Source organism: Streptomyces minutiscleroticus, assembly GCF_014650875.1.
GTDB lineage: Bacteria > Actinomycetota > Actinomycetes > Streptomycetales > Streptomycetaceae > Streptomyces > Streptomyces minutiscleroticus.
On record NZ_BMVU01000050.1, the window covers coordinates 35,008 to 47,395 of the forward strand.

The 12,388-nt window shown below is 73.5% G+C and carries 12 protein-coding genes; all 12 read left to right on the forward strand.

Annotated elements, in window-relative coordinates:
* Positions 1 to 44 precede the first annotated feature (44 nt).
* A complete protein-coding gene (locus tag IE271_RS32355) occupies positions 45 to 1,010 on the forward strand; it encodes a TauD/TfdA family dioxygenase (RefSeq protein WP_373308877.1) in 966 nt (321 codons plus the stop codon).
* On the forward strand, positions 1,007 to 2,074 hold the full coding sequence (gene sbnB / locus IE271_RS32360) for a 2,3-diaminopropionate biosynthesis protein SbnB (RefSeq protein WP_190194055.1): 1,068 nt from the start codon (positions 1,007 to 1,009) through the stop codon (positions 2,072 to 2,074). Before IE271_RS32355 ends, sbnB begins: the two co-directional genes overlap by 4 nt.
* Before the next feature lie 39 nt (positions 2,075 to 2,113).
* Positions 2,114 to 3,106 carry a 2,3-diaminopropionate biosynthesis protein SbnA gene (gene sbnA / locus IE271_RS32365; RefSeq protein ID WP_190194056.1) on the forward strand — a complete coding sequence of 331 codons (993 nt, stop codon included), beginning with the start codon at positions 2,114 to 2,116 and terminating at the stop codon, positions 3,104 to 3,106.
* A 77-nt stretch (positions 3,107 to 3,183) separates the two neighbouring features.
* Positions 3,184 to 4,818, forward strand: a complete 1,635-nt coding sequence (locus tag IE271_RS32370) for an acyl-CoA dehydrogenase family protein (protein ID WP_190194057.1) — start codon at positions 3,184 to 3,186, stop codon at positions 4,816 to 4,818.
* A gap of 652 nt (positions 4,819 to 5,470) precedes the next feature.
* Complete coding sequence (locus IE271_RS32375; protein WP_229919693.1) at positions 5,471 to 6,748, forward strand: GAF domain-containing protein; 1,278 nt, start codon at positions 5,471 to 5,473, stop codon at positions 6,746 to 6,748.
* A gap of 176 nt (positions 6,749 to 6,924) precedes the next feature.
* A complete protein-coding gene (locus IE271_RS32380; protein ID WP_190194059.1) occupies positions 6,925 to 8,322 on the forward strand; it encodes a hypothetical protein in 1,398 nt (465 codons plus the stop codon).
* 58 nt (positions 8,323 to 8,380) lie between these two features.
* Positions 8,381 to 8,953, forward strand: a complete 573-nt coding sequence (locus tag IE271_RS32385) for a GNAT family N-acetyltransferase (protein ID WP_190194060.1) — start codon at positions 8,381 to 8,383, stop codon at positions 8,951 to 8,953.
* Positions 8,954 to 9,135: 182 nt separating this feature from the next.
* Positions 9,136 to 9,219 (forward strand): putative leader peptide, encoded by an 84-nt coding sequence (locus IE271_RS44065; protein WP_316248393.1) that lies wholly within the window; start codon positions 9,136 to 9,138, stop codon positions 9,217 to 9,219.
* A gap of 139 nt (positions 9,220 to 9,358) precedes the next feature.
* Entirely contained in the window at positions 9,359 to 11,053 is a 1,695-nt protein-coding gene (locus IE271_RS32390) for a nitrite/sulfite reductase (RefSeq protein WP_190194061.1), read from the forward strand.
* Positions 11,050 to 11,265, forward strand: a complete 216-nt coding sequence (locus tag IE271_RS32395; RefSeq protein WP_190194062.1) for a hypothetical protein — start codon at positions 11,050 to 11,052, stop codon at positions 11,263 to 11,265. Before IE271_RS32390 ends, IE271_RS32395 begins: the two co-directional genes overlap by 4 nt.
* The gene (locus tag IE271_RS32400) at positions 11,262 to 12,014 is read left to right on the forward strand and encodes a phosphoadenylyl-sulfate reductase (protein WP_190194063.1); all 753 of its coding nucleotides are present in this window, start codon (positions 11,262 to 11,264) and stop codon (positions 12,012 to 12,014) included. Before IE271_RS32395 ends, IE271_RS32400 begins: the two co-directional genes overlap by 4 nt.
* 2 nt (positions 12,015 to 12,016) lie before the next feature.
* The coding region (locus tag IE271_RS32405) for an adenylyl-sulfate kinase (protein WP_190194064.1) at positions 12,017 to 12,388 on the forward strand (372 nt) is incomplete at its 3' end.

Genomic DNA, 12,388 nt, shown 5'->3' on the forward strand with positions numbered 1-12,388 from the left:
GCGGCAGGCAGGCGTCGTCCTCGGCGCCGGCGCTCCGACCGGAGCTGCGACCGGGCAGGCCACCCCTGCTGCAGGTCGGCGCCGGCCATGACGCGGTGGGCTGGGTGACCGAACACCGGTCCGCGCTGCGCGCCGTCGTCGCCGAGCACGGCTCGGTGCTGGTGCGCGGCCTCGGACTCGGTGACGTCGCGGAGATCACCGCCGTCTTCCGCCACCTGGCGGGCGGCCTGATGACCGGCAAGGAGGCCTTCGCGCCCCGGCGCACCTACGCCGACGGCGTCTACTCCTCGGCGAAGTGGCCGCCGAACCAGCCGATGTGCATGCACCACGAGCTGAGCTACACCCTGGAGTTCCCGGGCCTGCTGATGTTCGCCTGCCTGACCCCGCCCGCCGAGGGCGGGGCGACCGGGGTGGCCGACGCGGCCGCCGTCCTGTCCGAGCTGCCGCCCGAGCTGGCCGAGCGGTTCCGCCGGGAGGGCTGGCTGCTCACCCGCAGCTACAACGACGAGATCGGCGCGTCGGTCGCCGAGTCCTTCGGCACCGACGACCGCTCGGCGGTGGAGAGCTACTGCCGCGCCAACGCCATCGAGTTCGCCTGGCAGCCCGACGGCGGCCTGCTCACCCGGCAGCGCCGCAGCGCGGTGGTGCACCACCCGGTCACCGGCACGCCGTGCTGGTTCAACCAGGTGGCGTTCCTCAGCGAGTGGACCATGGACCCGGAGGTCCGCGAGTACCTGATCGACATGTACGGCGCGGACGGCCTGCCGTTCAACACCCGCTTCGGCAACGGCGACCCGATCGGCCAGGACGTCGTGGAACTGCTGAACAAGGTGTACGAGTCCCGCACGGCCCGCGAGCCGTGGCAGGCGGGCGACCTGATGCTCGTCGACAACGTCCGCACCGCGCACAGCCGCGAGGCCTTCGAGGGGCCGCGCGAGGTGCTGGTCGGCATGACGGACCCGGTGCGCCTGGCCGACTGCTCCCCGACGATCGAGGTGACCGCCCGATGACGACGACCCACTCCGCACGGGAGACGGCCGGGGCGCGCACCGTGCCGCCGTTCTCCGTGATCTCCGGGGCCCAGGTGCAGCGGGCGCTGCGGGGGCAGGAGCCCCGGATCGTGGAGCTCGTGGAGACCGTGTACCGGCTGCACGGGGCCGGCGACTCGGTGAACCCGCCGTCGTACTTCCTGCGGTTCCCCGACCGCCCGACCTCGCGGATCATCGCGCTGCCCGCCTCCATCGGCGGGGAGGTCCGGGTGGACGGCCTGAAGTGGATCTCCAGCTTCCCGGAGAACGTGGCGTCGGGCATCCCGCGGGCGTCGGCCGTGCTGATCCTCAACGACCACGACACGGGCTACCCGTTCGCCTGCCTGGAGAGCTCCATCATCAGCGCGACCCGGACGGCCGCGTCGGCGGCCCTGGCGGCGGACCGGCTCAGCCGGGCCCGCGGCGGGGAGCGTCCGGCCCGCGTCGGGTTCTTCGGCACGGGCCTGATCGCCCGGTACATCCACACCTTCCTGGCCGCGACCGGCTGGTCGTTCGACGGGATCGGCGTGCACGACCTGTCCGCCGAGAGCGCCGCCGGCTTCCGCGGCTACCTCCAGACGTCCGGCGCCGACGGCCGGATCACCGTGCACGACAGCGCAGAGGAGCTGATCCGCTCCAGCGACCTGGTGGTCTTCGCCACGGTCGCCGGGGAACCGCACGTCCACGACGTGTCGTGGTTCGCGCACAACCCGCTGGTGCTGCATGTGTCACTGCGGGATCTCGCGCCCGAGATCCTGCTCGCCTCGGCGAACGTCGTGGACGACGTCGAGCACTGCCTGAAGGCCGAGACCTCGCCCCACCTGGCGGAGCGGCTCACGGGGAGCCGCGACTTCCTGAACGGCACGTTGGACGACGTGCTGGCCGGGAGGGTGACGTTGCCGGCGGACCGGCCGCTGGTGTTCTCGCCCTTCGGTCTCGGCGTGCTCGACCTCGCGGTCGGCAAGTTCGTCCACGACGAGGTGGCCCGCTCCGGCGAGCTGCACGTCGTCGACGACTTCTTCCACGAGCTGCGCCGCTACGGCTGAGCGGTCCATCGCACCGCTTGCACAGATGAGGGGGCCATCTTGCCAGTCATCCGCATTCCGCAGGACTTCAACGAGGAGTCGCTCTACGTCGACCTGCGGCCGATCTTCGACCAGTCGCTCTACCTGAAGTGCGAGGGTTTCAACTTCGCCGGTTCGATCAAACTCAAGGCCGCGGCCGAGATGGTGAACGCCGCCGAGCGGGCGGGCGTCCTGACGCCCCGCTCGATCCTGGTGGAGTCGTCCTCCGGCAACCTGGGAGTGGCACTGGCCACGATCGCGGCCAGCAAGGGATACCAGTTCCTGTGCGTCACGGACTCCCGCTGCAACCTGTCGGCCCGGCGGCTGATGGAGGCACTGGGGAGCCAGGTGCACATCGTGTCGGAACCGCACATCAGCGGGGGGTTCCTCGGCGCACGCCTCGCGTACGTGGAGGCGCTGTGCGCGTCCGACGACCGGTACGTGTCGCTGAACCAGCACAGCAACCCGCACAACTGGAAGGCGCACTACGGCACCACCGCGCCGGCCATCGCCCGGCAGTTCCCCGACCTCGACGTGCTGTTCGTGGGGGCCGGCACCACGGGGACGCTGATGGGCTGCGCCCGCTGGTTCTGGGAGCGGCACCGCCGCCGGGTGCGGATCGTGGCCGTGGACAGCGTCGGCTCGGTGACGTTCGGCACCCCGCCGGGCCGCCGGATGATCCCGGGCCTGGGCACCAGCGTGCGGCCCGCCCTGCTGGACGAGTCGTACATCGACGAGGTGATCCACGTCGAGGAGGCCGACGCCATCCGCGCCTGCCACCGGCTGGCCCGGCGCGGCTTCCTGTTCGGCGGCTCCACCGGCACGGTGGTCAGCGCGGCCACGGAGTGGCTCGAGCGGCACGACCCGGGCCGTGAGCTGACGGCGGTGGCCATCTCGCCGGACCTCGGGGAGCGCTACCTGGACACGATCTACCAGACCAACTGGCTGCAGGACCTGTACGGCGAGGAGGTGCTCGACTCGGCTGAGCTGGCGACCGTCTCACGGTCGGCCTGAGCCACGTCGGCGACGCGGTCACCGGCCCGCTCCGCGGACCAGGTGACCGCCGCCGATCGGAGGGTAAGTTCCCCAGCATGGCAACCAGCACCCATGAAGTGACCAACCAGGTACCGCCCCTGGTCGGATATGACGTCTTCACGGCCGACCGGGTCCTCGTCGAGGCGGTCGAGCGGCACCTGGACGCGGCACTGCTGGACGAGGCGCGCTCCGAGCTGTCGGGTTTCGGGACCACGGCCGGCTCGGCCCAGGTGCAGGAATGGGGGGTGCTGGCCAACGAGAACCCGCCCGGGCTGCGCACGCACGACCGCTACGGGAACAGGATCGACGAGGTCGAGTACCACCCCTCGTGGCACCGGCTGCTGGGCAAGGGCGTGTCGGCCGGGCTCACGGCGGCCTGGACGCGTCCGGGCGGGCACCTGCGGCGCGCGGCCGGGTTCCTGATCTGGACGCAGGTCGAGGCGGGCAACGGCTGCCCGCTGTCGATGACGCACGCGGCGGTGCCCGCGCTGCGCACCGACCCCGCCCTCGCGGCCGAGTGGGAGCCGCGCCTGACGTCCATGGTCTACGACCCGGGGCTGCGGCCCGCCGCGCAGAAGCCGGGCGCCATCTTCGGCATGGGCATGACCGAGAAGCAGGGCGGCAGCGACGTACGGGCCAACACGACCGCGGCACGGCCGCTCGCCGAGGACGGCGCCTACGCGCTGACGGGCCACAAGTGGTTCATGTCGGCGCCCATGTCCGACGGCTTCCTCGTCCTGGCGCAGGCGCCCGGGGGGCTGACCTGCTTCCTGGTGCCGCGCGTCCTGGAGGACGGCACCCGCAACGTGCTGCGCCTGCAGCGACTGAAGGACAAGCTCGGCAACCGCTCCAACGCCTCCGCCGAGGTCGAGTTCGACGGCACCTGGGCGCGGCGCGTGGGAGAGGAGGGCCGCGGGGTGCGCACCATCATCGAGATGGTCGCGGCGACCCGCCTCGACTGCGTGCTGGGTTCGGCGTCGCTGATGCGCCAGGCGGTCGCGCAGGCGATCCACCACTGCACGTACCGCGAGGCGTTCGGCGGCAGGCTCGTCGACAAGCCGCTGATGCGCAACGTCCTGGCGGACCTGGCACTGGAGTCCGAGGCGGCCACCACCCTGGCGATGCGCCTGGCGGCCGCCTACGACGACGGGAGCGAGTCCGAGCGGGCGTTCCTGCGGCTGGCCGTGCCGGCCGCGAAGTACTGGGTGACCAAGCGCTGCACGCCCCTGGCCACCGAGGCCGCCGAGTGCCTGGGCGGCAACGGCTACGTCGAGGAGTCCGGCATGCCGCGACTGCTGCGCGAGTCTCCGCTGAACTCGATCTGGGAGGGCGCGGGCAACGTCCAGGCGCTGGACGTGCTGCGCGCACTGCAGCGCGAGCCGGGGGCGCTCGACGCGTTCCTGCGGGAGGTGGGGCGGGCCCGCGGCGCCGACCACCGCCTGGACGTCGCGATCAAGAACCTGCTGACCGAGCTGGCCGACCTGGACGGCGTCGAGGCCCGCGCCCGGCGCGTGGTGGAGCGGCTGGCCCTGGTCCTGCAGGGCTCCCTGCTCGTGCGGTACGCGCCACCGGAGGTGGCCGACGCCTTCTGCGCCTCCCGCCTGGGCGGCGACTGGGGCACGGCCTTCGGCACCCTGCCCCACACCCTGCACCTGGCGTCCCTGGTGGAGCGGGCGCGGCCGGTGGCGTAGCTCCCCCTCCCCGGGCACGGCACGGCGCGGCGCGGCGGCGGGCGGACAGCCCGGCCCGGGGCCCTCCGGGAGAACGCCGCGCGGTCCGGCCGGTGCGGCGGGCGGCTCGTCCCGGGGGCCGGGCGTCCGGGCCGGCCCGGCGGTCTCGTCCGCGCGCGGGCCCGCCGGGGATCTCCCCCGGACGACGGAATCCGGACACTTGCGTGCCGGGCGTGTGCGGTCCGCGGCGCGGCGCCGGACGGCGCGGCCCGAGGGGCGGCTCGCCCGGGAACGGGTCCCGGCCGGGAACGGGCACCGGCCCCATGGTGCCCGGTCGTCCCTTCCCCCGTGCCCCGCGGAGCACACGCGCGGGGGTGGTGCTGCGCCGACACGGCACCACCCCCGCTCGTAGGACCGCGTGGCGGCCCACGTGCGCCGCTCGCGCGGCGCAGCGCCAAGTTTTGGCCATCGAACGGCGGTCCACCAGGGTTGCAGGGGGTTGCAACGGCGCGAAGCACCGCGTGAGATTCAGGAAATCCCCGTCCCGTGAGCGGATCCGTCCCCTCGGCCCGCAGCACCCCGCAGAATGAACGTGCAGTCAGTAAGGGCCTCGGGCCCGCGACCGGGAGCGGGCCGGGGAGCCGCCGTCCGCTCAGCCCTCGGGAGGACCCACTTGCACGCGCCGATAGACGTGACACGGCTCGCCGCGGTGGACCACGCGCGCGCGGCGCGGGTCCTCAGCGAGGTCCGCAGCGCCACCCTCGCCGGCCGGCGCGTCAGGATCGCCCCCCGCCAGGTGATCGGCGAGTCCTGGGGCCGGATGCTGAGGGAGGGCCTGGACCCCGAGCACGCCGTCGGCGTCCCGCTGCTCGGCCGGGACGAGCTCGAACGGCGCCGCCAAGCCTCCCCGCTGCGCCACGTCCTGCCGGTGCTGCGCGAGAACCTGCTGTCCGTGGCGGACGTGGCGCACCACATCCTGGTCGTCGCGGACGCCGACGGCCTGGTGCTGTGGCGCGAGGGCAACCCGTCCGTCCTGCGCAGCGCCGACCGGCTGGGCTTCGCGATCGGCGCCGACTGGGGCGAGAAGGTCGCCGGCACGAACGGCATAGGCACGCCGGCGGTGATCCGCCGCCCCGTGCAGGTCTTCGCCTCCGAGCACTTCTCGCGCCGGCTGTCCTCGTGGACCTGCTCGGGCGCCCCGATCACCGATCCGCGCGACAACCGGCTGATCGGCGTCGTCGACGTCAGCGGCCCGCTGGAGAGCATGCACCCGGCGACGCTGCCCTGGGTGAACTCGGTGGCCAAGCTCGCCGAGGCCGGACTGCGCGAGCGGCACCGGGCGGCGCTGGAGCGGCTGCGCTCGGTGGCGGCGCCCATGCTGGCCCGGGTCGGCGGCCGCGCCCTGGCCGTGGACGCCTACGGCTGGACCGCGGCGGTCACCGGGATGCCGCACCTGGACCGCCTGGCGCTGCCCGGGTCGCCCGCGCCCGGCCCGGTCTGGCTGCCGTCCCTGGGCCCGTGCTCCCTGGAGCCGCTGCCGGGCGGCTGGCTGGTGCGCGTCACCGACCGGCCCGAGCCGCGCGGCACCGCCCGCATCGTGCTGGACCTCGGGCAGCCGCGCCGCTGGACGGTGACCGTGGCGGGCGAGGCGGGCACCTGGACGCACGAGCTGACCCCGCGCCACGCGGAGCTGCTGTACCTGCTCGCCCGGCACCCCGAGGGGCGCAGCGCCGCCGCGCTGGCCGAGGACCTGTTCGGCGACCCGGCGCGCACGGTGACGGTACGGGCGGAGATGTCCCGTGTGCGGCGTTATCTGGGAGGCTTCCTCGAACACCGGCCGTATCGTTTCTGCGAACAGAGCGAGGTGCAGGTCCTCCTCCCGGACGACCCCTGCGACCTGCTGCCCCACTCGACCGCCCCGGCGCTGGCCGGAACGCGCGCCGGCGACTGACCGGCCCGCCGCCGGACGCCTCGGCACGTCCTCGTGCGATTTCACGGTTTTCCCCGGTACGGGGCCGGACAGCGGCGCCTCTGGCGTACCATCCAACGCACGGCTCCCCGCGCCCACTCCTCCGGCGCAACGTCCGGAATCAGTGGGGACGTTGACCGCGTACCACGGGAGGACGCATGAGGCAGCGAGGCAGGCACCGGCGCAAGCGGACCGGCCGTGCGCTGCGGGCCGCCCTGGCCGGCACGGCCCTGGCGCTGACCGGCGCCGCGGCCCTCATCACCACCTCGCAGGCCGCGGGCAGCGACAGCCCCGGCTTCCTCACCGCGCGCACCTCGGCCGCCGACATCGCGGAGCTGCGGCTGCGGGAGGACCCCGTGCCCGAGAGCTCCCTGGACCGGCTGAGCGCGGAGATGGGCGCGCCGGTGGGCGTGGACGCGGTGCTGGCCGACGCCAACCACACCCTGCGCGGCGGGACCGACTGCACGGCCGACGAGACCGGGGCGCTGCCCGCCGCGCCGTCGGCCGCCCGCGCGTACTGCTGGGAGACCGGCGACGCCACCGACCCGCGCTGGCTGCCGCGCTCGGTGACCACCTCGGGGGACGCCGACGAGGACGGCATGTGGGGCGCCAACCGGGTGGTCCTCGCGGGCTGGACGCACGACGAGCGGCCGGACACCCCCGAGGCCGACCGGGGCCTGGCGCGGGTCGCCTTCGTCGACGCGGGCGACCCCGGGCGGCTCCGCTACCGCTGGGTGCTGCTGGTGGTGCCCGTGGACGGCGGCAGCGACTACCGGAAGCTGACCTCCCGTCTGGACGGCATGGTCTGGTACCAGGACAAGCTGCTCGTCACCGCCTCGGACGGCGACGGCGGCCGCACCGCCCTGTACGTGTACGACATGGACCGCATCCTGCGCGCCGACGTGCTCGGCGACGCGGTCGGGCGGACCGACGAGGGCTGGTCGGCGCACCGCTACCGGTACGTGATGCCGGCGGTCGCCTCGTACCGCCTGACCGGCGGCGCGTGCGACCCGGCCGCCGACGGCGGGACGCCCTGCACCGGCCCGATCTCCCTGGACCGCACCTCGACGCCGCACAGCCTGGTCGCCGCCGAGCGGGTCCCCGCGGACAGCACGCGCCACGCCCGCCTGTGGCGCTACGACCTCAGCGACGCCCCCGACCGGACCGGCCTGCTCCGCCTGGACGCGGACGGGTACGCGGACGCGACGGAGGTGTACGAGACCGGGGCCACCGGCGTACGCGGCCTGCTGTCGTACCGGCCGGGCGGCGCCGAGAAGGCGGACTGGTATCTGGGCCAGGCGCCGGACGACGGGGCCGGGCACGGGACCGTGTGGCGGCAGGACGGGAGCGGCGCGAAGGCCGCGACGTGCGGCGAGGACGAGGCGCACGACTGCTGGGGCGCCGCCACCGGGTCGATGTCGTACTGGCAGGAGACCGGCGAGGTGTGGTCTCTCACGGGCGTGCGCGACCCCGGCACCGGCCCGCCCGCGGGGTCCGGGGCCGCCCGTGTGCTCTTCTCCGTGCCGCTGGCCGACCTCGACGGCACGTTGGAGTGATCCGCGCGGGCCGGGGCGGGCTCGGAGCGGGATCAGGCACCGTGATTCCCTGGCGTGCATGAGCAGCATCACCGTCACCACCTGGTCGCTCGAGCAGAGCTCCCCCGCCGATCTGCGGTCCGCCGCCGCGCCCGCCGGCGACGTCCGCGTCGTCCGCGCCGAGGTGCCCTCGCCGGAGTTCAGCCGCTTCCTGTACGCGTCGGTCGGCGGCGACATCCACTGGACCGACCGGCTCGGCTGGACCTACGCGCAGTGGCGGGAGTACCTGAACCGGCCGGGCACGGAGACCTGGGTGGCGTACGACCGGGGCACCCCGGCCGGGTACGTGGAGCTCCAGGCACAGGACGAGGGGGCCGTGGAGATCGTCTACTTCGGGCTGATACCCGCCTTCCGCGGCCGGCGGATCGGCGGCCACCTGCTGTCGTACGGGGTCGCGCGCGCCTGGGACCTGGCCTCCCGGGTGCCGGGGCGGGAGCCGACGCGGCGGGTGTGGCTGCACACGTGCAGCAGGGACGGCGAGCACGCGATGGACAACTACCTGCGCCGGGGCTTCAAGGTCTTCGACACCAGGGTCGAGGAGGAGCCGGAGGCACCGGCTCCCGGGCCGTGGCCGGGCGCGACGGCCGGCTGAGCCGCCTCTCCGGCACGGAGGCGGGCGCCTCGCCCGGGCGGCCTCCGCGGCGGGGACCCGCGGACCCCTCTCCGAAGCCGCGAAACGTGATCAAGGCCACTTCGTCTCATCAGTCGGGACAGAGTTGTCCGCATCACGGACGATGGTGGACTGTCGCGGAACCCGCGTGACACGCTTCCGTCATGCCTGGAACTGGAATTGCCTTGGTGAGTCGGCGGCACGTCGACCTCGGCCGCATGTCCAGCGCCATCTGTCCGGCGGGCTGACGAGCCGCAGCACCGCCGATCCCCCTTCCTTTCCGCCCTGCCCGCGCAATGACGCGCACGTATGCCCGCATGTGGACACATGCGGCCGTCATCGCAGGCCAGAGCCGCTTGCCCGCCTGTCCCGAAGGACGTAGAACCCATGGCCGCCACCCCGCAGAACCCCGCCGCAGCGCCCCGCCGCAAGGTGAGCCGTCACCGTGGTGAGGGCCAGTGGGCCGCAGGGCACTTCACGCCGCTCAACGGCAACGAGCAGTTCAAGAAGGACGACGACGGTCTCAATGTGCGGACACGCATTGAGACGATCTACTCCAAGCGCGGTTTCGACTCGATCGACCCCAACGACCTGCGCGGCCGGATGCGCTGGTGGGGTCTGTACACCCAGCGCAGGCCCGGGATCGACGGCGGCAAGACCGCGGTCCTGGAGCCGGAGGAGCTGGACGACGAGTACTTCATGCTGCGCGTCCGCGTCGACGGCGGCCGGCTGACCGTCGCCCAGCTGCGCGCCATCGGCGAGGTCTCCGAGACGTACGCGCGCGGCACCGCGGACATCACCGACCGGCAGAACATCCAGCTGCACTGGGTGCGCATCGAGGACGTGCCGGCGATCTGGGAGAAGCTGGAGGCCGTCGGGCTGTCCACGACCGAGGCGTGCGGGGACTGCCCGCGTGTCATCATCGGCTCCCCCGTGGCGGGCATCGCCGCGGACGAGATCATCGACGGCACCCCGGCCGTGGACGAGATCCACCGGCGCTACATCGGCAGCAAGGAGTTCTCCAACCTGCCGCGCAAGTTCAAGACGGCCGTCTCCGGCTCCCCCGTGCAGGACGTCGTCCACGAGATCAACGACGTGGCGTTCGTCGGCGTGGTCCACCCCGAGCACGGCCCCGGCTTCGACCTCTGGGTCGGCGGCGGCCTGTCCACCAACCCCAAGCTGGCCCAGCGCCTCGGCACCTGGGTGCCGCTGGACGAGGTCGCGGACGTCTGGGCCGGAGTCGTCGGCATCTTCCGCGACTACGGCTACCGGCGGCTGCGCAACCGGGCCCGGCTGAAGTTCCTGATGGCCGACTGGGGCCCGGAGAAGTTCCGCCGGGTGCTGGAGGACGAGTACCTCCACCGCAAGCTCGTCGACGGCCCCGCGCCCGACGAACCCGTCTCCCGGTGGCGCGACCACGTCGGCGTCCACAGGCAGCGCGACGGCCGCTACTACGTGGGCTTCGCCCCGCGCGTCGGCCGCGTCGACGGCACCACCCTGACCAAGATCGCGGAACTGGCCGCCGCCCACGGCTCCGACCGGCTCAACACCACCGTCGAGCAGAAGATGATCATCCTCGACGTGGAGCGGGACCAGGTCGACTCGCTCGTGGCCGGCCTGGAGGCGCTGGACTTGCAGGTGAACCCCTCGCCGTTCCGCCGCTCCACCCTGGCCTGCACCGGCATCGAGTTCTGCAAGCTGGCCATCGTCGAGACCAAGGCGCGCGGCGCCTCGCTCATCGACGAACTGGAGCGCCGCCTGCCGGACTTCGACGAGCCGATCAGCATCAACATCAACGGCTGCCCGAACGCCTGCGCCCGCATCCAGACCGCCGACATCGGCCTCAAGGGCCAGCTGGTCGTCGACGACCGGGGCGAGCAGGTCGAGGGCTTCCAGGTGCACCTGGGGGGCGCGCTCGGCCTTCAGGCCGGCTTCGGCCGCAAGGTCCGCGGTCTGAAGGTCACCTCCGAGGAGCTGCCGGACTACATCGAGCGGGTCCTGAAGCGCTTCCAGGAGGAGCGCGAGGACGGCGAGCGCTTCGCCGCCTGGGCTTCGCGGGCCTCCGAGGAAGCCCTGTCATGAGCGAGCGTGCGGCGCCCTTCTACTGCCCGTACTGCGGCGACGAGGACCTGCGGCCGAGCGAACAGGGATGGGGGTCCCCCCGCGCGAGCGGAGCCGAGCGTGGGGGAGGGGCCTGGGAATGCGCAGCGTGCAACCGAGCCTTCCAGCTGAAGTTCCTGGGGCTGCTGTCCCGGGGGCTCCAGCGCACCGAGAGCGGAGGGGACGAGAGATGACGACCGTTCGGACGGCGACACCCGAAGCGTCCGGGAGCGGCCGGGAGGACGGCCTCACCGAGCGGGAGGCCGAGCTCAAGGCCCTCGCCGAGCGGGCGGGCCGCGACCTGGAGGACGCCTCCGCACCGGAGATCCTGCAGTGGGCCGCCGACACCTTCGGCAAGGAGTTCTGCGTGACCTCCTCGATGGAGGACGCGGTGGTGGCCCACCTGGCGTCCCGCGCCCTGCCCGGCGTGGACGTGGTGTTCCTCGACACCGGCTACCACTTCCCCGAGACCATCGGCACCCGCGACGCGGTCGAGGCCGTGATGGACGTCAACGTCATCACGCTGACCCCGCGTCAGACGGTGGCCGAGCAGGACGCCGAGTACGGCCCGCGGCTGCACGACCGCGACCCCGACCTGTGCTGCGCGCTGCGCAAGGTCAGGCCGCTGGAGGAGGGGCTGACCAAGTACGCCGCCTGGGCCACGGGCCTGCGCCGCGACGAGTCCCCGACCCGGGCGGGCACCCCGGTCGTCGGCTGGGACGCCAGGCGCCGCAAGGTGAAGGTCTCCCCGATCGCCCGCTGGACGCAGGACGACGTGGACGCGTACGTCGCCGAGCACGGGGTCCTCACCAACCCGCTGCTGATGGACGGCTACGCCTCCGTGGGCTGCGCCCCGTGCACCCGGCGGGTGCTGGAGGGCGAGGACGCGCGCGCCGGCCGCTGGGCGGGCCGCGCCAAGACCGAGTGCGGGCTGCACGGCTGACCATGGCGAAGATTCCGCAGAACCAGGAGAACCAAGTGACCGGAGCCACGATCTGGCTCACCGGGCTGCCGAGCGCGGGCAAGACCACCATCGCGTACGAGCTGGCCGGGCGGCTGCGCGAGGAGGGCCACCTCGTCGAGGTGCTCGACGGCGACGAGATCCGCGAGTTCCTCACGGCGGGCCTCGGCTTCAGCCGCGAGGACCGGCACACCAACGTGCAGCGCATCGGCTTCCTCGCCGACCTGCTGGCGCGCAACGGCGTCAAGGTGCTCGTCCCCGTCATCGCGCCGTACGCCGACAGCCGCGAGGCCGTGCGCAAGCGCCACCAGGCCAGCGGCACCGCCTACCTGGAGATCCACGTCGCCACCCCCGTC